At 62.7% G+C, this 25,081-nt stretch carries 19 protein-coding genes; 12 read left to right on the top strand and 7 right to left on the bottom strand.

All coding sequences use genetic code 11. The features are described from left to right. The first annotated feature begins 52 nt into the window (after positions 1-52). On the top strand, positions 53-1,360 hold the full coding sequence (locus tag V5738_RS11720; RefSeq protein WP_423824172.1) for an NCS2 family permease: 1,308 nt from the start codon (positions 53-55) through the stop codon (positions 1,358-1,360). Between the two features lie 851 nt (positions 1,361-2,211). On the opposite strand, the gene V5738_RS11715 is transcribed toward V5738_RS11720, so the two are convergent. After that, a complete protein-coding gene (locus tag V5738_RS11715) occupies positions 2,212-3,204 on the bottom strand; it encodes an adenosine deaminase (protein ID WP_423820989.1) in 993 nt (330 codons plus the stop codon). Positions 3,205-3,278: 74 nt separating this feature from the next. After that, positions 3,279-3,989: a GntR family transcriptional regulator gene (locus tag V5738_RS11710; RefSeq protein ID WP_423820988.1), complete on the bottom strand. Its 711-nt coding sequence runs from the start codon at positions 3,987-3,989 to the stop codon at positions 3,279-3,281. A 234-nt stretch (positions 3,990-4,223) separates the two neighbouring features. On the opposite strand from V5738_RS11710, the gene xdhA reads away from it, so the two are divergent. The 3 genes from xdhA to V5738_RS11695 are packed head-to-tail and all read left to right on the top strand — an operon-like array spanning position 4,224 to position 9,035. Continuing rightward, positions 4,224-5,693 (top strand): xanthine dehydrogenase small subunit, encoded by a 1,470-nt coding sequence (gene xdhA, locus V5738_RS11705; RefSeq protein WP_423820987.1) that lies wholly within the window; start codon positions 4,224-4,226, stop codon positions 5,691-5,693. Continuing rightward, positions 5,690-8,050 (top strand): xanthine dehydrogenase molybdopterin binding subunit, encoded by a 2,361-nt coding sequence (xdhB, locus tag V5738_RS11700; protein WP_423820986.1) that lies wholly within the window; start codon positions 5,690-5,692, stop codon positions 8,048-8,050. Before xdhA ends, xdhB begins: the two co-directional genes overlap by 4 nt. Positions 8,051-8,075: 25 nt before the next feature. Then, entirely contained in the window at positions 8,076-9,035 is a 960-nt protein-coding gene (locus tag V5738_RS11695) for an XdhC family protein (protein WP_423820985.1), read from the top strand. Positions 9,036-9,530: 495 nt separating this feature from the next. Here the strand turns inward: V5738_RS11695 and V5738_RS11690 are convergent, their stop codons facing one another. From V5738_RS11690 to V5738_RS11680, 3 genes are all read right to left on the bottom strand, one after another. Continuing rightward, positions 9,531-9,662 carry a hypothetical protein gene (locus tag V5738_RS11690; protein WP_423820984.1) on the bottom strand — a complete coding sequence of 44 codons (132 nt, stop codon included), beginning with the start codon at positions 9,660-9,662 and terminating at the stop codon, positions 9,531-9,533. A 329-nt stretch (positions 9,663-9,991) separates the two neighbouring features. Further along, a complete protein-coding gene (locus V5738_RS11685; protein ID WP_423820983.1) occupies positions 9,992-11,275 on the bottom strand; it encodes a hypothetical protein in 1,284 nt (427 codons plus the stop codon). Between the two features lie 919 nt (positions 11,276-12,194). Next, on the bottom strand, positions 12,195-14,603 hold the full coding sequence (locus tag V5738_RS11680; RefSeq protein WP_423820982.1) for a TonB-dependent receptor: 2,409 nt from the start codon (positions 14,601-14,603) through the stop codon (positions 12,195-12,197). 459 nt (positions 14,604-15,062) lie between these two features. Here V5738_RS11680 and V5738_RS11675 point away from each other — a divergent pair, with 459 nt between their 5' ends. After that, complete coding sequence (locus V5738_RS11675; protein WP_423820981.1) at positions 15,063-15,824, top strand: GntR family transcriptional regulator; 762 nt, start codon at positions 15,063-15,065, stop codon at positions 15,822-15,824. 81 nt (positions 15,825-15,905) lie between these two features. After that, a complete protein-coding gene (gene puuE / locus V5738_RS11670; RefSeq protein WP_423820980.1) occupies positions 15,906-16,826 on the top strand; it encodes an allantoinase PuuE in 921 nt (306 codons plus the stop codon). 286 nt (positions 16,827-17,112) lie between these two features. Here the strand turns inward: puuE and uraD are convergent, their stop codons facing one another. Next, a complete protein-coding gene (gene uraD / locus V5738_RS11665) occupies positions 17,113-17,679 on the bottom strand; it encodes a 2-oxo-4-hydroxy-4-carboxy-5-ureidoimidazoline decarboxylase (protein WP_423820979.1) in 567 nt (188 codons plus the stop codon). 162 nt (positions 17,680-17,841) lie between these two features. Here uraD and V5738_RS11660 point away from each other — a divergent pair, with 162 nt between their 5' ends. The 6 genes from V5738_RS11660 (at position 17,842) to V5738_RS11635 (ending at position 24,104) form a co-directional block, all read left to right on the top strand. Continuing rightward, a complete protein-coding gene (locus V5738_RS11660; RefSeq protein ID WP_423820978.1) occupies positions 17,842-18,357 on the top strand; it encodes an ureidoglycolate lyase in 516 nt (171 codons plus the stop codon). Next, a complete protein-coding gene (locus V5738_RS11655) occupies positions 18,354-19,853 on the top strand; it encodes an NCS1 family nucleobase:cation symporter-1 (RefSeq protein WP_423820977.1) in 1,500 nt (499 codons plus the stop codon). Before V5738_RS11660 ends, V5738_RS11655 begins: the two co-directional genes overlap by 4 nt. A 19-nt stretch (positions 19,854-19,872) precedes the next feature. Further along, a complete protein-coding gene (locus V5738_RS11650; protein WP_423820976.1) occupies positions 19,873-20,595 on the top strand; it encodes an aspartate/glutamate racemase family protein in 723 nt (240 codons plus the stop codon). A 58-nt stretch (positions 20,596-20,653) separates the two neighbouring features. Further along, positions 20,654-22,018: a nucleobase:cation symporter-2 family protein gene (locus tag V5738_RS11645; protein WP_423820975.1), complete on the top strand. Its 1,365-nt coding sequence runs from the start codon at positions 20,654-20,656 to the stop codon at positions 22,016-22,018. Positions 22,019-22,024: 6 nt separating this feature from the next. Further along, the gene (gene uraH, locus V5738_RS11640; RefSeq protein ID WP_423820974.1) at positions 22,025-22,378 is read left to right on the top strand and encodes a hydroxyisourate hydrolase; all 354 of its coding nucleotides are present in this window, start codon (positions 22,025-22,027) and stop codon (positions 22,376-22,378) included. Positions 22,379-22,751: 373 nt separating this feature from the next. Continuing rightward, positions 22,752-24,104: an 8-oxoguanine deaminase gene (locus V5738_RS11635; RefSeq protein ID WP_423820973.1), complete on the top strand. Its 1,353-nt coding sequence runs from the start codon at positions 22,752-22,754 to the stop codon at positions 24,102-24,104. Positions 24,105-24,130: 26 nt separating this feature from the next. On the opposite strand, the gene pucL is transcribed toward V5738_RS11635, so the two are convergent. Then, complete coding sequence (gene pucL, locus V5738_RS11630) at positions 24,131-25,030, bottom strand: factor-independent urate hydroxylase (RefSeq protein WP_423820972.1); 900 nt, start codon at positions 25,028-25,030, stop codon at positions 24,131-24,133. Positions 25,031-25,081: the final 51 nt, after the last annotated feature.

Below are 25,081 nucleotides of genomic sequence, written 5' to 3'. Positions count from 1 at the left end.
CATGAGTGATTCGACGACCAATGCGGCCGATAACGCCGAGCAGCGCGATCCGGTGGCGCGTTTTTTTCACTTTGCCGAAGAGGGCACGAATTATCGCCGCGAAATTCTTGGCGGGGTGACCACTTTTCTGGCCATGGCCTACATCATGTTCGTCAATCCGAACATCCTGGCGGCTGCGGGCATGGACAAGGGCGCCTTGTTCACGGCCACGGCGCTGGCTTCGATCGTCGGCTGCCTGCTGATGGCGTTCATCGCCCGTTATCCGGTTGGTATTGCCCCAAGCATGGGGCTGAACGCTTTTTTTGCTTACTCGGTCGTGCTCGGCATGGGGGTGCCCTGGCAGACCGCGCTGGTCGGGGTATTGTTTTCGGGCGTCATCTTCGTGTTCATTACGGTGCTCAGGCTACGTGAAATGATCCTCGATGCGATTCCGTCCGATCTCAAGCTGGCTTCGGCCTGCGGGATCGGGCTGTTCATCGCGCTGATCGGCTTTGAGGATTCGGGGATCGTGGTCGATAACAAAGCCACGCTAGTGACCCTGGGCGATCTCACCGCGCCGGCAACGCTGTTGACTGTGTTCGGGTTGGCGGCGTCGATCGTGTTCATGTTGCGGCGCGTGCCCGGGGCGATTTTCTTCGGCATGGTGCTGACCTCGATCGTGGGCATGCTGTTCGGGGTGATCGGCGTGCCGTCGTCGGTGGTTGGTAGTATCCCCAGCGTAGCGCCGGTGTTTGGCGTAGCGCTCAAGCAGATTTTCGTGGATCCAGGGCAGGTATTCACACTCAATCTGCTGGTCGTCGTGCTCACTTTTCTGTTCGTGGAGTTCTTCGATACCGCCGGTACGCTCATGGCCGTGGCGACCAAGGCCGGGCTGATGGAAGGCAACCGCATGCGCCGAGCCAGTCAGGCACTGCTCGCGGATTCCACGTCTGTCGTGGCTTCGGCGGTTATCGGCACCTCGCCGACCACGTCGTATATCGAATCCACCGCCGGCGTCGCCTCGGGGGCGCGCACTGGCCTGGCCTCGGCGGTTACGGCCGGGCTGTTCGTGCTGGCGTTGTTCTTTTCACCGCTGCTGGCGGTCGTGACCTCGAGCGTGACCGCGCCGGCACTGATCATCGTCGGCGTGTTAATGGTGTCCTCGCTGGGCGAGATTCAATGGCAGCGGCTGGAAATGGCAGTTCCCGCGTTCTTGACCATGGTGAGCATGCCGCTGACCTATAGCATCGCCAACGGCATTGCCATCGGTCTGGTGGCCTATCCGCTGACCATGGTAGCAACCGGTCGCGGGCGCGAACTGCATCCGATTCTCTATGTGCTGTTCGTGATCTTCGTACTGTATTTCGCGTTTCTCGCCTAAGGCTTGGGGGTCACGACGGACGCGGCTGTAGCCGTGGCTATGACCGGGCGCTGCGAGCGCTGACATGGTGGGCCATGTCAGCGACTGGTAACGCGGTATCGCCAGCGCGCGGGCGTGTTTAGATTGCCGCCGAGCGCTGGCTGCCCATCGTGCCCTGCAAAGCAAGAGTTGCTGCGTCGTGGCGCGCCCAGATTTGGAGCGTCGCAGGATGTGATAGGCGGCCCAGCCCGAAAGACGACGGCCCTAAATTGACGACACGGCGCCAATCCCGCGTTGTAGCGCCCTCGCGTGGCGGCTATGAGTACGGTCACTATGGCTTTGCGTTGCTGCATCACGGCGCTTGGCGCGGATTCGCCTGAAACAGCGGCAGGCCTTAGGGCGCGTCCAAGCACGCGTGATACGGCGTTGTACGCCTTGGCTGGCACGCCAGTAGGGTTATAGATGGCCTAGCTCGTGAGCATCGATGCCAGATTCTGTCGACGTTTTCCAGAACGGCCAGCAGCTTTGGGTGCCTCAACGATACCGATCGAACTATCGCGGCTGCTGATTCGCTTTCAGGCAGTTTCTGCCTGAAGTAAGGCCCCGGTCGCAGGCCTGACGACGTGAGCAATCCAGCGTTCAGACGCGTCGGCGCCGCCCGAGGACGGCATGCTTTGGCGTTTACAACACCGCGCTGGCAAGAACGCCTAACCGACAGCATTCGGTCCTGGCCTTGGGTCTGCTATCCGGTGAGTCTTGTGTTGAAACAGACAGCCTCTGGGGCAATTTCTATGCAATCGATCGAAAGCCTCGGACGGCATGCGGCATCGTCTTTGCCGATGCCGCGTCCTCGTCTTAGTGGGCGTTGAAGTTCAATAGGCCTCGAGCTCGGCGTGCATCTGGGCGCGCCGGTTATCGCTGGCAAAGGCGGCGTTGATACCGTTGCCGGCGAGCTGCTTGAAGATGGTCGTGTCCCAGTCGAAAGCGGCATGGCAGGCGATGAAGTTGTTGGCCATGCCGCCGCCGAAGTAGGCCGGGTCATCGGAGTTTAGATTTACGTTGAGGCCGGCTTCGAGCATCGCTGGCAGGCTATGGTCTTCTAGCCGGGCCACGCCTTTGAGATAGACATTCGATAGCGGGCAAACCGTCAGCGGTATCTGTTCGCGTCGTAGCCGTTCGACTAATTCGGCATCGTCGATGCAGCGAACGCCGTGATCGATACGACAGACATCCAGGGTATCCAGCGCACCGCGGATATAGCTGGCCGGGCCTTCTTCGCCGGCGTGAGCAACGCGGGGGATCCTGCGTTCCTTAGCGGCGTCAAAGACGGCCGCGAATTTTTCCGGCGGATTGCCGACCTCGGCGCTATCCAGGCCGACTGCGGCAATACGGTCATACCAGGGCTCGGCACGCCGCAGTACGTCCATGGCTTCTTCGGCCTCTCGATCGCGCATGAAGCTCATGATCAAGGCGCTGCTGATTCCCCACTGGGATTCTGCGTCGGCCATTGCCTGGCCCAAGGCTTCGAACGGTACCGCCAGATCGATCCCGCGCACCAGATGTGCCTGTGGATCGAACGAGATATCGGCATGCAGGACATTGTCGGCCACAGCGCGCTCGAAATAGGCCATGGCCAGCTCGTAGAAATCGCGCTCCTGCTGCAGTACGTTCATGCCCTGGTAGTAGAGGGCAAGAAACGACGCCAGATCGGCGAAGTCATAGGCGGTTCGTAGTGCAGCTGCACTCTCGTAGGGCAGTGTGATGCCGTTACGGCGGGCCAATTCGAACTGTTGTTCTGGCTCGAGCGTGCCTTCGATGTGCAGATGAAGTTCGGCCTTGGGCAGACCTTTTAGCCAGTCTTGCATGTCGATCTCGGTCATTATTGATTGGATACGATAGTTAGGCAGGATTCGCGCCGATTCGCGAAGCCGGTACGAGTTCAGCCGCCGAGGATCGTGGCCAGATCGACGGTCTGGGGGCTACGGGCATGGTTCAGGCGCTGTTCGAGATAGTGTAGATGGGCCTCGGTCCGTTCGACGACCGATGCCGTATCGCCGGCGATCAGTGCCTCGGCAATACCATGGTGATCGGCGCAGCGGTAGCAGGCAGCCATACCGGGCACCTTGTACAGGGCAACGGCAACCGAGGTCCGGACCACCAGATCCTGGAGAATATCGCCGAGCACGCGGTTCGGGCAGGCGCTGGCGATCACTTCATGAAAACGTAGGGACAGGTTGATGCGCTGGTTATGGGCCTGGGCCAGATGAGCATCCTGTTCGGCTGCGATGATCTGCTCGAGCTCGTGGCGGGCTGCGTTCGGCAGATGGCCGATCGTTTCGCGTACCACCTGGGTCTCGACCGTACGTCGAGCCGAAAACAGCTGCGCGGTTTCCTCGGCCGACGGGCTGACCACGATCGCGCTCTGGTTACGTCTGAGTTTGACGATGCGGTCGCTGCTCAGGCGAATCAGGGCAGCGCGCACGACGGCGCGATTCACGTCGAAGATAGCGGCCAGCTTGGATTCCGGCAGTTTGGTCGCCGACGGCAGTTGCTGGGTCAAGACGGCCCGACGGATCGCGGCTGCAATGCGGTCTTCGGTCGAGGCCGCCGTTTCTTCGGCAGAGCTCAACGCAGCAGCGATGAGCGTCATGGACAGCGAAATCCCCGATAGGCCGGGTCGGCGCTCCGAATGGTTCTAGGCGTCGTTCTATGTGTATTCAATGTGGCACGCAAATTGTTAGCAGTTGGGCAGCGAATATGCTAGCTATTTGGTTTATACAGGCGCGCGGTACCGGGCTGCAACGCGGCGCGGGAACGAGCGTACCGATTTGTACGCCGCCGGTTCGAAGGAACGCGGTGGGATAACAGGTGGGGGAATGGCGATATGACCCAGTCGCTGCGTTTTCTGCTCGGCGACGAGCTGCGAGAGATCGGCGCTATCGATCCGACCCAAACGGTACTCCAGTGGCTGCGCGAGGATATGGCCCTGACCGGTACCAAGGAAGGCTGCGCCGAAGGCGACTGCGGCGCCTGCACGGTGGTGCTCGGGCGGCTGGATGGGCAGGGACGAATGCAGTATCGCGCCGTCAATGCCTGTATTTTGTTCATGCCGATGCTGGATGGGTGCCAGCTGTTGACGGTCGAGCACGTCGCTGCGCCGGACGGGCGCCTGCATCCGGTCCAGCAGGCCATGGTCGACGCCAACGCCTCGCAGTGCGGTTTCTGTACGCCCGGCTTCGTGATGTCGCTGTTGTCCTACTATCTGGGAGGCGAACCGGTATCCCGGGGGCGGATCAACGAAGCGCTGGCCGGGAATCTGTGCCGTTGCACGGGGTATCGTCCGATCGTCGATGCCGCGTTGGCCATGCATGACGATCCCGACTGGCAAGACCCGACCCGGGCGGCTGCCAAGCACACGGCCGAACGGCTGCGCGCGCTACGCCGCGAGGACACGCTAGCGCTCGTCGGCGCCGGGCGACGTTATTTCGCACCGGTCGATCTGTTGGGTCTGCAGTTGCTGCTGGGCGAACATCCCGAAGCCACTCTGCTGGCCGGCGGCACCGATGTCGGCCTCTGGGTCACCAAGCAGCATCGCGACCTGGGCACCGTGATTCATCTCGGCGACGTGGCTGAGTTGCAGGGGATCGAAGAGGGTGCCGCCGAGATCACGATCGGCGCCATGCTGGCCCAGACTGATGCGCTGCCAGTCCTGGAACGGCACTACCCGGATCTGGGCGCGCTGCTGCGGCGTTTCGGCTCTCCTTTAATCCGCAATTCGGCGACGGTCGGCGGCAATATCGCCAATGGCTCGCCGATCGGCGATTCCATGCCGGCGCTGATTGCGCTCGGCGCATGCGTCGATCTGATCGGGCCAGGCGGTGCACGAACCATCGCGCTGCATGAGCTGTATATCGATTACGGCCAGCAGGCGTGTGCTGCCGATGAAATCGTCGCCCGGGTGCGGGTGCCGAAGCTCGTCGACGACGCAGTCTATCGTTGTTACAAGATTTCGAAGCGCTTCGACCAGGATATCTCGGCGGTCTGTGCGGCGTTCTGGCTGCGCCGGGACGAGCAAGGCCAAATCGTTGAAGCCCGCATCGGTCTAGGCGGGTTGGCGGCGATTCCGAGCCGCGCGCCGGCCACCGAGGCCGTTATGGTGGGCCAGCCCTGGAACGCACAGACGGCGGCTCGGGCCGAAGCCGCGCTGGTCGAGGAATTCTCGCCGCTGACCGACATGCGTGCCGGCGAAGCCTATCGGCGTCGCGTGACCGGGCGGCTGCTACACAAATTCTTCATCGAGACCACCGATCCGGCCGCCCGTACCCGGGTACTGGCCGAGGAGTTTCCGGCATGAGCGGCGATGCTAAACGTTCCAACCCGAGCGTCGGTCAGCCCAAACCACATGACAGCGCGATCAAGCACGTCACCGGCCAGGCCCGCTACGGCGACGATATCCCCGAGCCCCGCGGCACGCTGTATGTCTATTCCTATCCGGCCGAGCGGGCCCATGCCCGGATCGCAAGGCTGGATTTAAGCGCTGTGCGCCAGGCGCCGGGCGTAGCCGCCGTCATATCGGCCGCGGACCTGGCGGCGACCACCAACGATATCGGTCCGGTATTTCCGGGCGACCAGGTGTTCGCCGACGGCGAAGTGCTGTTTTATGGTCAGCCGTTGTTCGCGGTCGCCGCCGATACGGTGGCCGCGGCCCGTCGGGCTGCGGCGCTGGCCGAGGTCGAATACGAGGATCTGCCGGCGCTGTTGACCATCGAGGATGCGCTGGACGCCGGCGCCGAAGTGGTGCCCTCCAAGACCTGGACCCGGGGCGAGCCGCAGGCTGCGATCGCGGCGGCCCCGCATCGCGTAAGCGGCCGGACCCACGTCGGCGGGCAAGAGCATTTTTATCTGGAAGGCCAGGTCGCGCTGGCGATTCCGGCCGAGGACGGCGACCTGCTGGTGCATAGCTCGACCCAGCATCCATCGGAGGTCCAGCGCGCGATCGCCGAGGTGCTGGGCCTGGCCGATCATGCGGTCACGGTCGAAAACCGGCGCATGGGCGGTGCCTTCGGTGGCAAGGAAACCCAGGGCGCCTGGTTCGCGGTGATCGCGGCCCTGGCGGCCCAGCAGACCGGTCGGCCGGTAAAATACCGCCTGGATCGCGACGACGACATGACCATGACCGGCAAACGGCATGGTTTTCTCATCGACTACGACGTCGGCTTCGACGAGACCGGCCGTATTCTGGGCATCGAGGTGATGCAGGCCGCCAACTGCGGCTATGCCCCAGATCTGTCGCACTCGGTGGCCGACCGGGCCATGTACCACGCCGACAACGCCTATTATCTCGACCAGGTCAGCATCACCTCGCGGCGCTGCCGTACCCATACCGTGTCCAATACTGCCTTCCGTGGCTTCGGCGGGCCCCAGGGCATGGTCGGCATGGAAGAGATCATCGAACAGATCGCCCGCCAGCTCGGCCGCGATCCGCTGGAAGTGCGCCGGGCCAATCTCTACGGCACGACCGAGCGCAACGTTACGCCCTATGGCATGACGGTCGAAGACAACATCCTGCACGATCTAGTGCCGGATCTGGAACGGCGCGCCGACTATGCTGGCCGTCGGGCCGCGATCGCCGATTACAACACGAACAGTCGCTATCTCAAGAAAGGCCTGGCCCTGACCCCGGTCAAGTTCGGGATCTCGTTTACCAGCAAATTTCTGAACCAGGCCGGTGCGCTGGTGCTGGTCTATCTGGACGGCAGCGTACAGCTCAACCACGGCGGCACCGAAATGGGCCAGGGCCTGCATATCAAGGTCGCCCAGGTGGTTGCCGAAGTGTTCGGTATCGATCTAGAGCGGGTGCGGATCACTGCAACCAATACCGGCAAGGTGCCCAATACGTCGCCGACCGCAGCGTCCTCCGGCTCCGATCTGAACGGGGCCGCAGCATTCAATGCCGCGACCAAGATTCTCGATCGCATGCTGCCGATGATCCGCGATCAGTTCGAAGTGGCGAGCGCGGACCGGATCGTGTTTCGCGACAATGCGGTATTCGCCGGCGAGCGTCGGCTGGGCAGCTTCGCCGAGATCGTCAAGCTGGCGCATCTGAACCGGGTCCAGCTCTCGGCGGCCGGCTTCTATGCGACCCCCAAGATCGAAGTCGACGAACTCGGCCGAGGGCGGCCGTTTTTCTATTTCGCCTACGGCGCTGCGGCCAGCGAGGTGTTGATCGATACCCTGACCGGCGAATATCGCATTACCCGGGTCGATCTACTCCACGATGTCGGCCGCTCGCTGAACCCGGCCATCGATATGGGCCAGATCGAGGGCGGTTTCGTCCAGGGCGCCGGCTGGCTGACCACCGAACAGCTGTGGTGGGACGAAGCAGGGCGGCTACAGACCCATGCCCCGTCGACTTACAAGATACCGGTGGCCTCGGACGTGCCGGAGCACTTCAAGGCCGAGATCTACGAGCGCGGCGAAAACGTCGAGGAGGCCCTCTATCGATCCAAGGCGGTCGGCGAGCCGCCGCTGATGCTGGCGATCTCGGTGCTGCATGCGATCAAGGATGCGCTGGCCAGTATCGATGGCTATCGGAGTGCAGCCCCGTTGGACGCGCCAGCGACTGCCGAGGCGGTACTGGCGGCGGCGGACACGATGGCCGCGCGGCAGACGCACACAAACGCCGAAATCGATTTCGAGCCGGCCGAATAACGCGCTAGATGAGTACTGCAGCGATATGACGATTTCTGAATTCTGGCGAGACGTATCGGAACGGCTCGCGGCCGGGCAGCGGGTTTTCGTGAGCCTGGTCGCTGCTCATACCCGGGGTTCGCCCGGGACCACCGGTGCCCGCCTATGGGTAGATAACAGTGGCGCCAGCCATGGCACGATCGGGGGCGGCATCATGGAACTGCGCCTGATCGAGCACGCCCGCGAAGCCCTGGCCGGCGGCGCCATGCCGCCTGAACGCCGACGCCAGGTGCATCGCGCCGGTGCCGGCGACGAGGCTTCGGGGCTGATCTGTGCCGGTGAACAGACCCATGTCTCGACGATTCTCGAGCCGGGGCGCGACGATCCAGCGATCCAGCGCTTCGTCCAGGCGCTCGAACGGCCGGACGATGCGGCGCTTGCGCTGTCGATCGACCCGCGCGGTCTAGCGATCGTAGAGCGCACGCCGCCTTCGGCTGAGCGGATCGTCTTCGCCGACGGGCCTGAGTGGTCGTATATCGAGCACAACCTCAACCCACGACGGCTGGCAATCGTGGGCGCTGGGCATTGCGGGCAGGCACTGGCAAAGCTGGCCGCGGATATCGGCTATGCGGTGACGCTGTTCGATACGCGCCCGGCCTGCCTGGACGGCGAGTGGCCGGCAGGGATCGACGCTGTCTGCCTAGACGATTTCAGCCAACTGGCGACGCGTCTTCCCCATGCCGAAATGACACAGGTACGTGTCATGACGCGCGCCATGACTGAAGACGTTATCGCATTGGCGGCTCTTGCCGGCCAAGGCTGTCGGAGTCTGGGCGTGATGGGCGCTAGCGCGAAGATCCGTGCTATCCAGCGCGGCCTGTGCGACGCCGGTGTTTCCGAGCCGCAACGCGCGGCGATACAGGCACCGATCGGGTTGCCGATGAAAAGCGATACTCCCGCTGAAATCGCGGTCAGCGTGATGGCCGAATTGCTGGCCGACGAATAGGCTGCCGCCCGTCGTGTCATGGAATTAAGTCTATCCGCGGTCGGCGCTGCGTCTTGTCGAAGCGCCAAGCCGCAGGGCCAGAGTCGTGTATTCAGAGAGGGCGCCTTCGTCCAGCCCGGACGTTTTTGTATCTCAAGCTGGTGTAGGGGCGGGTGGGCACCGAATGGCGAGATGCGCACACGAAGCCTTGGGGCCGCAGTGTACAACGCGTGGTGCGGATTGACGGACACTTGCACCGGCTCAAGATGATGGCCTTGCCGGCCAAGGTTTGGCTCGTCACTGCTGGTTCGGCTCGGGCGACAGGGATGCCCATGCATGGATGGGCGGTGTCTTTGTATGAAACGTCAGCCCGGTAAGCGGCCTGCGGATCCTCCTGATGGCCGCTCGCCCCAGGAGGCCGTGCTCTTGTGATCGCGACGAATGACGAATCAGGCCAGGGCGCTATCGTGAAGTCGATAGCGTCTCGGGCGTGTTGAGGTTTCGTGCGATTGCCGTCTAGGAGTCGGCCATTGTGTCCTGCAAGGCATAAGTTGCTGCGGCGTGGCCGGCCACGCCGAGGCGCGGAACGTTGCAGAGCACGATGGGCAGGCCGATCCGGCCGGACCAATGCCCAACGATTAACAACATGCCGACAATCCTGGCTTATAGCGTCTCGCGTGGTGCGGCAACGCCCTGCGTTGCGGCATAGCAGCGCCTGGCGCGGATTCGCACGACACATCAATACGCTCTAGGGCGCGCCGTCGCATGACGCCCGCCCATGGTGGCAGGCAAGGCGCAGGCCGCTGAGCGTAGCGGCCCACGTTCAAGGCCTGCAACGCCGCATGGTGCGATCGGCGGGCATCACCCGCAGGGTCGGCGGCCCTGAGGCGGCCATCCGGCGTTATCGTTCGCTTACGATGTCTTGGTTTGCCACCACAGGGCCGCGAATGCGGCGGCGTATCTCGTGACGACGCGCCCTAGAACGAATACCCGAGCGTCAGACGGTTTTCCCAGAAATCGACCGACGAGCTGTCGCGGGTCTGATAGGCCACGGCATCGCGCAGGCTCAAGCCGTCCAGTGCGCCGTCGAATTTATAGCTGGCAAAGATCAGATATTCGGACTGGCCGATCGAATCGGCGCCTTCGCTTGGGCGTAGGTCCATATAGGAATAGCGGGCGCCGAGGAACGCGTGTCGGGCCGGGGCGCCTTTGATATCGATTGCATAGGCGTTGCCCGATCCCAGGTCCTGGGTGCTGTTGAGCAGCGGCTGCGCGAAATAGGGTCCGGAAGCCACGTTATGGGCATAGGGCGTGACCAGTGCGCCATTGAGCACGCTGTCGTCGTCGTGCGGGATATAGTCGTAGGATAGCGACGCGGTCAGGGAATGATGACGAATGCCGGTCTGCAGGCCATAGGTTTGATGGTCGATATGGCCGAGTACGGCGGCTCCGGTCTCGGTTTCGCGGATCACCTGGGCACCGACGAAAGGTTGGATCGAGCCTGCCGAGCGAGCGATTTCGCCATCGGCATAGACCATATTCGCGTAGTCGCGGTAATTGAAGAACCAGGCTCGGCCAGATAGTGCGGTGGGCCCCGCGTCGGCTCGGCCGCCGCCGCCTATAGCCCAGAAGCCGCCGGTTTCGCGCGTCGTATTCGGTGGATAGTCCACGAAATCGGTGTTGTAGTTGGTGGTCTTGTCGTATTCGTCGTTCACCCGCGATTTATAGCGGAACATGCGCAGTACACGCAGATAGTGCTTATCGTTGCCGATGCGAGCGGACACGCCACGATAGATTTCCGGGATGATCCGAAAATCGTAGCCCGAGGCAAACGGCACCTGGTTCAGCATTTGATTGCCGGCACGCAGCCGCACGCCATTGCCCTGCCACTGTAGATAAGCCTGGCCGAGTACGGCGATATTGGGCGCGAGCGAGGGTTCGACTTCGGCAGGATTATCGGAATGATCGATCCCGTGCTGGCCGTAACCGGAAATCCGGAACGACAGCCCATGGAAAGACGCCGATGCAAAACCGAGCTGGCCACCCAAGGTGGCCGTGCTCTGATCTTCTTCCGGCGTGAAATAGGCGTTCTGGGTTTCGTAATAGAGCAGACGCATGCCGCCATGGAATTCACCGCCCCGGATTATGTGCAGGATGCCTTCGACGCCCTCGTGCGAGGTGCTCGAATCGGGCGCGTCATGGGTCTGATCCGTCTGGCTGGCGATCCCCGCGAGGGGCACTGATGCCAGTAACGACGCCATCAATAGCTGTCGCCATGGCCCGGGACCGGACTGTGGTGTCGTGCACTGACGTGAAGCACTGCTGCCTCTCATACCCAAAATAGTGACTCCTTGGGTGTTGAATGTGGATTGACGGCCGCACGTTCGGGATCGGACAGGCCGTTGGCGTCCAATAACTGGATCGGATGCGATTGTCGATTGATAGCTGGCCTGATTGGATACAAAAATAATGCCGGAATGAATCAGATGCGTTTGCGCATGAATCGCCTCACGGTTGTAGATGGATCCCTCAAAAGAATCGGGGGCGTAGGATAAGCCGCGAATAAGCGCATAGAAGGCCGCAAGCGCTCACTCAAAGACCGCTGGGCTGCTCGGCTTGGAATTGGGGGGAGCGCGATGATCGGCGTTCGTTCTTGTCAACGCTATAGAGGTGCCGCGGTCGCGACAGGGGCTCGTGAACTCGCCGCGGTCGGGCGGGGGAAGACGCGGAGGCGGGCTTCGGCCATGACAGTAGAAACTGTTGGCCTAGCGCCGGTGAATGTCTAGGTTCTAGGGCCTCAGTCGGTTGCTGGACGTTACCCGCGCCAAGCGCTTTGGGGTAAATCACGCGAGCGGCCAATACAGACTTAGCGAACGTGTTGCGGTCGTGCTACGCGCGGCCATACCGCGCTGGATGGCGGTGCAAAGGCGTTCGGCCCGGTGCTCAGTTGGCTCGTACAGAATGAGCCTTGGATGTCCGACGGGGTTGCGAGTGTCGGTTCCGTGGCCTTGGCGCAATCGGCAACTCGACTCGTGCAGGACGCGGGCCGAACGCCAACGCGGCGCGGGTACACAACCTCAGCAGATTCTGGAACCAGCCCGCGTACTGGAGGCGTTGGCTCTCGGCTGGCTAATCGTGGGCAGGCCTTGCCATTGGCCTGCCCAGACCGCCGAGGGGGTTCTAGAAACGCATCCGGAACTGGGCGCCCCAAATTCGGGGATCGTTGACGAAGCCGGTCAGATTGTTGAAGTCGATCGCGCCATTGCCTTCGATTTCGTCGGTGCAGTTACGACAGAACACGGCGACTTCGTACTTTTCGTTATCCCAGGTATAGCCGAGGCGGGCACCGCCTTGGATCAGCGACTCGGCACGGAACTCCCGGGCGTCGTAGAGGAAGATATTGAACTCGTCGCGATACGACCAGTCGGTATAGAGATAGATACCGCGGCCGTTCGACAGGGGCCAGTCGTAGCGGGCACTGATGGTGCCGATGAACTCGGGCGCCCGCGGTAGCGGATTGCCATTCAGCGAATACAGGCCGTTCGAGGCCATTGGGTCGGTGACCGTACAGGCGGCACCACAGCCGGCGGAATAGAGACTGTTGTCCTTGAGCTCGGTGTGGTTGTAGCTGCCGTTGAGGGTAACCATGAGCCGCGAGGTGAGATAGGCGTCGATATCGACCTCGGCCCCGTAGCCGGTGGTCTTGTCTGCGTTCAACAATGTGGTGATGTTGCGCTGCCCGCCATTGGCCGTGAGTTGCTGGCCGTCGACATTGTAGTAATAGATATCGGCATTGGTCCGAATCCGATGATCCCAGTACTCGGATTTGAAGCCGAGCTCGTAGGAGATGATGTCCTCAGAGTCTGCCACCGTGATCGGCAGCGAGGCATCCGGGGCAGCGAAGCTCGGTGCCCGGAAGCCGGTGGCCACGCGACCATAGGTCATGAACTGGTCGGTCCATTGATACTTCAAGCTGACGTCCCAGCTCACTTTGTCGGCATCGGTGTCCTCGTGGCGCGGGCCGAGGATGTCGAGATTTTCGATCCGCCGGACATCGAATTTTTTGTCGTTGTAGGTATAGCGCACGCCGCCCGAGAAGGTGAGCTTGTCGGTCAGGTCATAGGTAATACCGCCGAAAGCCGCGCCCGACTGGGTGGTTTGTTCGCTGGTCAGGGCATCGGTCTGCTCGCCGCCGGCAAGCGTATCGTAATCGTAGTTGGTGCCGGTGACATCCTCATAGAAATAGTAGAGCCCGGCCTGCCAGTTGAGTCGCCCGTCGTAGTCGGATTCGACCCGGAATTCCTGGCTGATCTGGTCCAGGTTGTTGATCTTGCTGCCGGTCTCGACCGAGAACGGGGTATTGGTCGGGTTGCCGCCATCGATATCGCCGCGGCTGAAATAGTTGATGACCGACTCGTAGCCGGTGACCGAGTGGTAGGTCAGGTCGCCGTCCTTATAGCTTAGATCGAGGCTCGATCCAAAGGTCGACAGGTCCTGGTCGTTGCGGCCGTCGGTGGCGGTTTTGTCGGCTTCGATCCCTGGCGCCAGGCCCGAGCGCCCTTGCTCGTAGGCATTGGCATGAAAAACGCGCGCCGTGCCGTCGAGGATCCGGCCATGGGCGTTCAACAGCGCGCGGAAGGCGCTGTCCGGCTTGTACAGAAACTGGACCCGGTAGGCACGATCATCGTAGCTGCCGAGCGCATCGTCCTGACCCGTATAGGTATTGTCGATCCAATCGTCGCGATGCTCTTCGAGCAACGACACCCGGACCGCCAGGCTATCGGTCAGCGGCTTGTTATAGGCCGTTTCCACGTTGATCGTGTTGTAGCGGCCCCAGGAGGTCTGGAAATAACCGGATTCGTCGTCCAACGATGGCTTGACCGACTCGAGTTTCACTACGCCGGCCGGGGTATTTCGGCCATAGAGGGCGCCTTGTGGGCCACGCATGACTTCCACGTTGGCCAGGTCGAACATGGGAAAACTTTTCAGCGTCGGGTTCGACTGCTGGATGCCGTCGTAGACCAGGCCGACCGGCTGTGAAGCGAAAATCGAGAAGTCGGTATTGCCGTAGCCGCGGATATAAAACCGCGGCAGGGTACGCCCGTTGGACGATTCCACATACAGACTGGGGGTATTGCCCGATAGGGAGCGAATATCCTGGCCACTGGTGTTCAAGGCCTCGATCTTTTCGTGCGGAATGACGGTTGCCGAAGCCGCGACGTCCTGTACGTTCTCGGGGCTACGATCGGAGGTCACCGTGACTTCGCTGAGCTGGGTCGTGGCCGTGGCACCGCTACCGGTGGCCGGCGCTGCGGCCGCAGGTGCGGCCGGGGCTGCAGGAGCTGCCGCAGCGCCTTCGGCCTCGGCAGCGGGGGCCGGAGCGGCATAGCCCGACGCCTCCTGGGAACGCTCGGAGGCTTCGCGTGCCGCGTCGTCCTGTGCGAAAGCGGTCTGGGAGGACAACAGCGCGCCCATGGTGACTGCCGTGGTCGCCCATGCCGAGCGTGCCGTCGATCGCGGCCCGTTTGGGTACGTCATAGGTGGCCGGGCGTCTTTGGCCCGCTGTGGTTCACGCAAGGATGGCAGCATTCGGGTTCCCCTATTCGGTATCTGATAGACCAGTACGACCCCGGGGGTCTCCCCAACACCCCAGGCTGCGATGCTGATGCAATAAGTGATCCAATATGGATACGATGCGATCGGCCTTGCCTTGTCGCGGGCTATTGGCTCAACCGAAACCGTCTGTAGGCAAGTACTTGCGCATTTGCCTGTATGGTGCACCGGGGATCGTTCTGTCTCGTTGAAATTCAATGCTTAATCGGGGCCAGCTCGGCTGGCGGCCGCCTGTGCCACAAATTGGGTCATGACGACCGGGCGGTACTCGACCCGGGGATAGCCGGCTAAGGGCGGGACGGGGTGCGATCCGGAGGAGCGGGGGCTACAATGGCGTAGGAGGCCCGCTATCGCTCAGGTATTTTGGATACAAAATAGAATTATCGAAAAATACAAAGCAGGCTGGCTACGGTATTGGCAGCTTTGGCGCTGGCGATGCAAAATCAATCTATCGACTACGGGGAACGGCCGCCGCTCGGTGGCCTCGACATGATGCAGACCGAATCCAGCGCGCCCAGACGCCATACCGACGAAACCATCTATCGATGGATCGCCGACGCGATTTTCGAGCAACGTCTGCCTTCGGGCACGAAACTGCCTGAAGACAATCTCGGTGAAATATTCGCGGTTAGCCGCACGGTGGTACGCAAGGCGTTGTTCCGTCTGGCCAGCGACAAGCTGGTCGATATGCGGCCGAACCGTGGTGCCGCCGTGGCCAGCCCGACGGTCGATGAAGCCAGGCAGGTTTTCGAGACCCGGCGTGTTATCGAGGCCGCGACCACTGCTGCCGCGGTTGCGCGTATGACCGATACAGATCGCACCCATCTGCAGCAGATCGTCGATGAGGACCACCAGCAAGCCAGCGCCAACGACGACCAGCGGCGCAGCCAAATCCGGCATTCCGGCGATTTTCATATGGCGCTGGCACGTATCGGCGGTAATCAGGTTATGACCGCGTTTCTTGAAGAACTGATTGGACGCACCTCGTTGATCATCGGCCTGTATGAGACCCGTGATGGACTGGCCTGTACGTGTCGAGAGCACAGCGCCTTGCTCGCGCCGATCCTGGCTGGCGATGCCGCGGCAGCACAGGCCCGTATGACCGAGCATCTTATGGCCTGTGAACAACGTCTCGGTTTGGGCGACCGCGATAAGCCGGTTGATTTGCGCGATATCTTCTCGCAGGCCATGAGCTAAGACCGCCGCGACCCCCGGTGCCGGGTGTATTGGGCCGTGTCCGATTCGTTATGCAACGCGCGCGTTCGCGCCTCGAGGCTTATGACAGATCTCCATTCAGACTATCCGCGCGACATGGTCGGCTACGGAGCCAATCCACCGCATCCTCACTGGCCAGGCAATGCCCGGCTCGCGCTGCAGTTCGTGATCAACTACGAAGAGGGCGGCGAGAACAACATCCTGCACGGCGACCCGGCTTCCGAAAGTTTTCTTTCGGAAATGATCGGGACCGACGCCCGTGCGGGGGTACGGCACATGAGTATGGAATGGCTGTACGAATACGGCAGTCGGGCCGGTTTCTGGCGCCTGCACCGCCTGTTCACCGAGCGAGGGCTGCCGGCCACCGTGTTCGCGGTGGGCATGGCCCTCGAGCGTAATCCGCAGGCGGCCCAGGCGATGATTCAGGCCGGCTTCGAGATCGCCTCGCACGGCTGGCGCTGGATCGACTATCAATATGTCGATGAAGACACCGAGCGCGAGCACATCGCGCGCTCGGTCGAAACACTCGAAGCGTTGACCGGCCAACGCCCACAGGGCTGGTACACCGGCCGCACCAGTCCGAACACTCGTCGTCTGGTCGCTGAATACGGCGGGTTCGCCTACGACGCAGATTCCTACGCCGACGATTTACCCTACTGGGAGAACGTGGCCGGCCAACCGCAGCTGATCGTGCCCTATACCCTGGATGCCAACGACATGCGGTTCGTCGCACCGCAGGGGTTCAATTCTGGCGCCCAGTTCTACGACTATCTCAAGGATGCCTTCGACGTTCTCTATGCCGAGGGCGAGAGCGCGCCGAAGATGATGTCGGTCGGCCTGCACTGCCGGATCACCGGCCGCCCCGGCCGGGCCGCGGCCCTGGCGCGTTTTCTCGATTATGTACGTGGCTTCGACGACATCTGGATCTGTACCCGCCTAGATATCGCCAAGCACTGGCGCGAGGCGCACCCGCCGAGCGACTAGGGCGTCTCGTCATGAGAGACACCATCGCATGACACCAGCCCATGGTGTCCGGCAAGGCGCATGTCCCGAGCGTGGCAGGCCCTACGGCGAAGGCATGCGGCGCCCTGGGCGGGCATCACCCGGCGGCCCATGCCCCTGGGACGGCAAGTCGGCGTTATCGTTCGCTCACGTGGCCACGCTCATGATGTCTTGTCTTGTTACCCCAGGGGCGCGGGTGCGTCGGCGTATCTCATGACGTTACGTCCTCCGCGCATCATGCTGGGGCTGCACCATGGGGCAGCCGGCGTTAACCAGAGCCGCCGGCACGCGCGGCCAGACGCAGCCGAGCGATCTTGTGAATCTCGGCGATCGCGGTCTCGAACTCCGTTGTTGGGTCGTTATCCAGGCGCTGTGCCATGGCGGCAAGGATTGCCGGGCGCCCCAAGCCGCGTACCGCGAGTATGAACACGAAGCCGAACCGTTCGCGATAGGCCGTATTGAGCGCCTGTAGCCGCTTGTACTCGGCCGGTGTGCACTGATCCAGCCCCGCGCCGGCCTGTTCCTGGGTCGAACCCGCGGTCAACTCGCCGCGCATTGCGGCCTTGCCGCCCAAATCCGGATGCGCATTGATCAACGCCAGCCGCGCTGCCGGGGCGGCTCGGTCGACTGCGGTACGCAGTACGGCGGCCAAGCCGTCGACCGTATCCTGGGCCGGGCTCAGCCCAGCATCCCAGGCTGTTTGGGCAACCCACGGCGAATGCTCATAAATCCCACCGTATTCGGCGACGAATGCCGCCTGGTCGAGATGGCTCGGTCGCGGCTCGAGTTGTCGTGTGTCTTGGTTCTGCAGATCGTGTTCTGACATCGCTGGCATGAAAGTTGTTTGTTTGGATTAGATACAACCTTGTGTGTATATCGTATCCAATTCTGTAGGCGAACAATGACCGAACCGAGTTTTCCGCAGCGCGCGTCGAATGGCAAGCAGGGTGCTTGAGACGCGCACGCTGGAAGCAGCCAGCCGGAGCAGGGGGCCATCATGACCCAAAACGATCTGACCTACGATCTGATCGCCGAACCGCTATCGGCCGAGGCGTTCGCCGCCTACGGCGACGTGATCGAGACCGACGGCCATCCGGCGTCGGTGATCAACCAGGGGCGGGCCGAGCGGTTTCGCGATCTAGCCATGGTAGATGTCGAGGATCGGGGCGGCTGGGTCCGCGTCGATCTGGTGGAAGCCCAGCCGGAACGTCTGCCGATGCGGCTACGCCTGATGGAGCGGCATCCGTTAGGCAGTCAGATCTTCATGCCGATATCCGGGTATCGCTATGTGGTGATCGTCGCCGACGGCACGCCGCCGCCCACGGCCGAACGGCTTCGGGCGTTTTGGGCCCGTCCCGACCAGGGCGTGAATTATCGTAAGGGGGTATGGCATCACCCGATCATCGCGCTCGATGCCGTTTCGCAGTTTCTGACCGTTGAGCGCGACGGCCCGGGCGATAATCTGAATGAAACCGAGATCGTCGACGGATCCGTGCAGCTGAGGCTGACATGAGTGCCGTAGCTGCGAACGGGCTGGATGAACGGTCGGTATCGCAGCGCTATTCCGATTATCCGAGTCCGCGGTTGTATAACCGCGAACTCGCGCCGACGCAGGCCGCCGGGCGGCCGTGGCGGGCGTATCATGTGTTCACGCTGTGGGCCAACGATGTTCACAGTCTGGGCAATTACACCTTCGCGATCGGTCTGTTCTCGCTCGGGCTGGGGGTATGGCAGATCCTGCTGGCGTTCGCGATCGGCGCCGTGCTTTTGTATGGGCTGCTCAACCTGTCGGGCTTGATGGGCCATCGCACCGGTGTACCGTTTCCGGTGCTCGCGCGGGCGGCCTTCGGTATCGACGGTGCCCAGGTCGCGGCCTGGATTCGCGGCAGTGTGGCCATCGCTTGGTTCGGCATCCAGACCTATCTTGCCTCGGTGGTGCTGCGGGTCATGCTGGTGGCGATCTGGCCTGGGCTGAATGGCTGGGATCACAACGCGGTACTGGGGCTGTCGAGCCTCGGTTGGTTGACCTTTGCGGCGCTCTGGGCGCTGCAGGTGGTGATCGTCAGTTACGGCATGCAGATGGTGCGTCGCTATGTGGCACTGGCCGGGCCGGTGATCTTGATCGCCATGACGCTGCTGGCCAGCTGGATGCTCGCCCGTGCGGATTTCGCCATTGCTATGGCGCCCGTCAATGCGTTGACCGGTTTTGCTATGTGGCGTGAAATCTTCGCAGCAGCCGCGCTGTGGGTCGTGATTTACGGCACGTTCGTGCTCAATTTCTGTGATTTCACCCGCTCGGTGCGCAGTCGGCGCGACATTCTGTTGGGCAATCTGCTCGGCATTCCGGTGAACATGCTGTTTTTCGCGGCCATCGTCGTGATCCTGGCCGGGGCCCAGTTCTCGATCAACGGCCAGGTGATCGAAAGCCCGGCGGATATCGTGCGCACCATCCCCAATACGGGTCTGCTGGTCGCCGCCTGTGTCGCACTGATCGTACTCACGGTGGCAGTCAATCTGGTGGCGAATTTCGTCGCGCCGATCTACATGCTGGCCAATGCGATGCCGCGGCTGCTGGATTTCAAGCGGGCCGGTTGGCTGAGTGCACTGGCCGGGCTCGTGATTATGCCCTGGAATCTCTACAACTCGCCGATCGTGATCGAGTATTTCCTGGGCGGGCTCGGGGCGCTGCTAGGGCCGGTATTCGGCGTGATCATGGCCCAATACTGGCTTGTATCGCACCGCTGTATCGACGTAGGCGGGCTCTACGACGACCGACCCGGCGCCCCCTACGTCTATCGTAAGGGATTCAATATTCGGGCTTTTGTCGCGTTGGCACCGGCGGCCTGCATATCTTTGGCTGTCGCACTGCTGCCGATACTCGAGGCGATCAGCGGTTTTTCCTGGTTTTTCGGCGCGGTACTCGCCGCGTTGTCCTATGCCGTAATTGCCGATCGCAGCCGACACGTGGCCCCGCGGGACGGACGCGGCATCGCGGTTCCCAGCGATTGAATACAAGGAGACGATTGCTTTGCGAATTCTCGTGGTCAACGTCAATACCACCGAAAGCATGACCGAGGCAATCGGCGAGGCCGCGCGCGCCGCGGCGGCGCCGGGCACCGAGATCGTGCCATTGACGCCAGATTTTGGCGCCGAATCGGTCGAGGGCAACTATGAGAGTTATCTGGCCGCGGTCGCCGTCATGGAGCGGGTGCGCCGCTATGCCGAGCCCTATGACGCCGTGATCCAGGCCGGCTATGGCGAGCACGGCCGGGAAGGGCTGCAGGAGTTGCTGGCGGTGCCGGTGGTCGATATCACCGAGGCGGCGGCGAGTACCGCGATGTTCCTCGGCCATGCCTATAGCGTGGTGACCACGCTCGACCGGACCGTGCCGCTGATCGCCGATCGATTGAAGCTGGCCGGTCTGACTGACCGGCTGGCTTCGATACGCGCCAGCGGGCTCGGCGTGCTCGATCTCGAACGCGATCCGTCGGTGGCGATCGAGGCCATTGCTGAACAATCCGAACGCGCGGTGAGCGACGATCATGCCGAAGTGATCTGCCTGGGCTGTGGCGGCATGGCCGGGCTGCGCTCGCGGGTGATCGAACGTACCGGTGCGCCGGTGGTCGACGGCGTGGCTGCGGCGGTCGGCATCGCTGAATCGCTGGTCCGCCAGGGGCTGTCGACCTCGAAACTGCGTACCTATGCCGAACCGCGGGCCAAGGCGTTCCGGCACTGGCCGCCGCGCTTCTGATGCGCTTGGTCGGCCGCGTCGCCACGCTTTCGAAATGGCCAAACCGCTGGAGAAGCTGATGGAAACGAGCCTAAGCGTCCAAGACGCACGCCGGCCCGGTGGTGCCACGCTGGCCCTAGCCGGACTACAGCATGTGTTGGTGATGTATGCCGGCTCGGTAGCCGTAGCCCTGATTGTCGGCTATGCACTCGAGCTGCCCCGCGATCAGCTGTCGTATCTGATCAACGCCGATCTGCTGTGTGCCGGTATCGGTACGCTGATTCAGTCGTTCGGGGCCGGCATGTTCGGGATCCGGATGCCGGTGGTTATGGGCTCGAGCTTCGTAACCGTCGGGCCGATGGTGGCCATGGCCGGCGGCGGCGATATCGGGCTGCCGGGTATTTTCGGTGCGACTTTCGTCAGCGGGCTGTTCGGTATCGCGATCGTGCCGGTATTCGCGCGAGTGCTTCGTTTCTTTCCGCCGCTGGTGACCGGCACGGTCATCACCTCGATCGGCATATCGCTGTTGCCGGTTGGTATTCAGTGGGCCGGGGGCGGGGCGACTGCCGACGATTTCGGGGCGCCGACTCATATTCTATTGGCGGCGTTCGTGCTCGCAGCCGTATTGCTGATCAATCGCTTCGGCCGCGGCTTCTGGGTGAACATCTCGGTGTTACTGGGCTTGGCCGCCGGCTATCTGTTGGCCTGGCTGTGCGGGGCGGTCGATCTGTCGGGGATGACCAGCCGGCCCTGGGGCCAGGTCGTCACACCGTTTCACTTCGGCGCCTGGCAGTTTCCACCGGCCGGGATTCTGGCCATGTGCATCGTGATGGTGGTCACGCTGGTGGAATCGACCGGTATGTTTCTGGCCCTGGGCGACTTGGTCGAGCGGCCGGTAGATGCTCAGCGCCTGCGCCGCGGACTCAGCGGCGATGGCCTGGCCACGGCCCTGTCGGGGCTGTTCAACGGCTTTCCGCATACTTCGTTTTCACAGAATATCGGTCTGGTCGGCATGACCGGCGTGACCAGCCGCTGGGTAACCGTAGTGTCGGGCGTCATGCTGGTGGTGCTCAGCCTGTGCCCGAAGGCGGCCTATCTGGTGGCGTCGATTCCCAAGCCGGTACTGGGCGGTGCCGGGCTGGTGATGTTCGGCATGGTGGCCGCGGCCGGCCTGAATATCCTGTCGCAGGCGGATCTGTCGCGGCGGGCCAACCAGCTGGTGATTGCGGTGTCGTTCGGCTGCGGCATGATCCCGCTGGCCTCGCCGGAATTCTTTGCCGCGCTGCCGGACTGGACGGCGCCGATCGTCCATAGCGGCATCATGCTCACGACCATCGCAGCGGTGCTGTCCAATCTGCTGCTCAACGGGGCCGGCGGCGCTTCATCGAGCGGCGGGGCAGCAGACGAGGCGCGCCACGCCGAGACCAACGAACTGCATGAGTAGATCACTATGGGGTATCTGACCACCCACGTACTGGATACCGCCAACGGCTGCCCTGGAGCCGGTATCCGGATCGAGTTGGCCCGGCTCGCGCCGGGTGGCCAGCGCACGCTGCTGGCGACGGCCGAAACCAATGCCGACGGCCGTACCGACCAACCACTTCTCAGCGGTGCGGCGTTCGTTGCCGGGCGCTATGAACTGATGCTGTCGGTATCGGCCTATTACGCGACCCGGGGCAGCGCGCATGCCGGCGATTTTCTCGACGACGTGGTGATCCGCTTCGTCGTGAGTTCGCCGCAGGAGCACTATCATGTGCCGCTGCTGGTTTCGCCCTATGGCTATTCGACGTATCGCGGCAGCTAGGTCTTGATTCCGCGGTAGATCGCAGATCTGGCCGCTAACGCCGCGTGACGAGACGCGAGTGCTGGTCGCTGCAGCCGGTCCGGCCACGGCAGGTATCGCTCTTGGCTTGGTCGTACCGACGTGCTCGTTCATCTGTGCCACAGGCGGCGGCACGGCCGCACAGCGCAATCGCGCACGCTCGAGGCACTCTGTCCGGATCGCCGCAGGATAGGCAGACACGTCGGTCCCAGAGCCGGCAAAACGGGCGTCGGGGTTCATGGCGCCGGCCAAGGCTGATGGCCCGCGCCGGCCTGCAGAAGACCCGGGCCGGTATCATCAGGGCAGTCTGGCAGGATCCGGCTGTCGAATTTATGCACTACAAAAGAGCCTGCCGATGAGCACTCTCCGAATCGACAATGCCGAGGTTATCGCCTGTTTCGATGATGCCGGCAGCCAGTGGCGTCATGCCAGCCTATGGATTGAGGAGGGACTGATCACCGCGATCGAGCCGGCCGGCACCTCGACCCAGCCGGCCGATGAAGTCATCGATGCGAGCGGGCATATTCTGTTGCCGGGGTTGATCAATACCCATCATCATTTCTTCCAGACGCTGACCCGCAACCTGCCGGCCGGCCAAGATGCTGGTCTGTTCAACTGGCTGGTCGCCCACTACCCGATCTGGGCCCGGCTCGATCCGGAGGCGATCGAAACCGCCACGCGCATCGCGATCGCTGAGCTGATGCTGTCGGGCTGTACCACGGCGGCTGACCATACCTATATCTGGCCGAACGGCGCGCGGGTGGATGACCAGATCCATGCCGCGGCCGATATGGGCTTTCGTTTCCATGCCTCGCGCGGCTCGATGTCGGTCGGCGAATCGGCGGGCGGGCTGCCGCCCGATCACGCCGTAGAGAGCGAGCCGGCGATCCTGGTCGATTCCCAGCGCGTGATCGAGCGGTATCACGATCCGTCGCCGGGCGCGATGACCCGGATTGCGCTCGCGCCCTGTTCGCCGTTTTCGGTATCGATGGATCTGATGCGCGAGTCGGCGGCGCTGGCACGCCAGTACGGCGTGCATCTGCATACCCATCTGGCCGAGACCCTGGACGAAGATGCTTTTTGCCGTGAGACCTTCGGCAAGACCCCGGTCGAGTATGCCGAACATGTCGGCTGGACGGGCGATGACGTCTGGTTCGCGCATATGGTGCATCCCAGTGCCGGCGAACTGGAGCGCCTCGGTGTCCATCGCTGCGGGGCCGCCCACTGTCCGAGTTCCAATATGCGCTTGGCCTCGGGGGTGGCGTCGATCGATAAAATGCAGGCCGCCGGGCTGCGGGTCGGCCTCGGCGTCGATGGTTCGGCCTCGAACGACAGCTCCGACATGCGGGCCGAGGCCCGCCAGGCGATGCTGTTGGCGCGGCTGGCGCGGGGCGCCTCTGCCATGTCCGCCTACGACGCCCTGCGTCTGGCCACGCGGGGCGGGGCGGAAGTGCTGGGCCGCGACGATATCGGCGCCCTGGCACCGGGCATGGCTGCCGATGTGATTGGCTATCGGCTGGACAGTCTCGGCCTGGCCGGTGGCGCCGTCCATGACCCGGTCGCAGCGCTGGTGTTCTGCAACCCACCGCGGGTGGACCTGTCGATCATCAACGGCCGGCCCCGGGTACGAGAAGGCCAGCTCGTCGAAGGCGATCTGTCGGCCTGGATCGCCCGCCACAACCGGATCGCAACGCGGCTGGTGTCCTGAGGCAGCGCAGGCCAGCCGCGTTCGAATCAGCAGAAGCCGGCCATATGCGCCCAGGCATTACTGGCCTCGCTGGCGCCATCGCGCACCACTGCAGCCTCGATCAGGCCATAAGGCCGGTCGGCGGCATAGAAGACCTCGTTCGGGTTGTCTAGGCCGAAGGGCGACAGGTCGACCACGAAATGATGCTTGTTCGGCATCGATAGTCGGATCTCGTCGATTTCCGGGTGAGCATCAATGACTTTGGTGCCCATGTCGAACAGGGTCTGTTGGAGCGCGCTGGAGTATTTTTCGGCAAAGCCTTCCAGCAGCAGCGCCTTGACGCTGTCGTAGACCGCGTTGAAATCCACTTCCGGTGTGTTGTAACGCCAGCGCGCGGTGATCTCGGTCGCCATGATGCGATCGTCGGTTTCCGGCAGCGTGGTATAGCGATCCTTGGGATAGCCTTCGAAGCCGGATTCGGTGGATTTAAGCACCGTCATTTCCTGCAGTCCGGCCAGGACATGGGTGTGTGCGTGATCGCGTACCACGACTGCAGTGCGCACTGCCTGGCCGCTTCTTACGAAGGAATGATCGTGGGCCGCGCCGTGTGCGTGAATGCGCTCCCAGGCGTATTGCCGGGCCTCCCAACGGCCGCCGTCTACCCAGTCGAAGTTGTCGGTAAAGTGATTCGCCAGACGTATCAGAAACGTCTCTGGGGCGCCGACGCCGTCCCGGGCAAAGGCGAATACGGTGTTCTTCTGGGTATCGGTCGGAATCACGTGCTCGTTATTGCCTTCGCGATAGGCCGACTCGAAGTCGCCGCGCAGCTCCGAGGTGACGTTCAGATCCTCGATCTCGTGGCGCGGGCTGTCGCGGGTGATCTTGACCAGACGAACCTCGGCCTTGCCGTATTGATTGGTGCCGAGATGAACATGGTGCTGGGTCATTGGGTTTCCTTGAAAATTGCTGAGTGGATGATCGAAAGCGGCAGGTATCAC

Origin of the sequence: Salinisphaera sp. SPP-AMP-43 (assembly GCF_049568105.1) — a bacterium.
Taxonomy (GTDB): domain Bacteria; phylum Pseudomonadota; class Gammaproteobacteria; order Nevskiales; family Salinisphaeraceae; genus Salinisphaera.
Note: the sequence above shows the minus strand (reverse complement) of the source record. Positions and strands in the feature narration are given on the sequence as shown.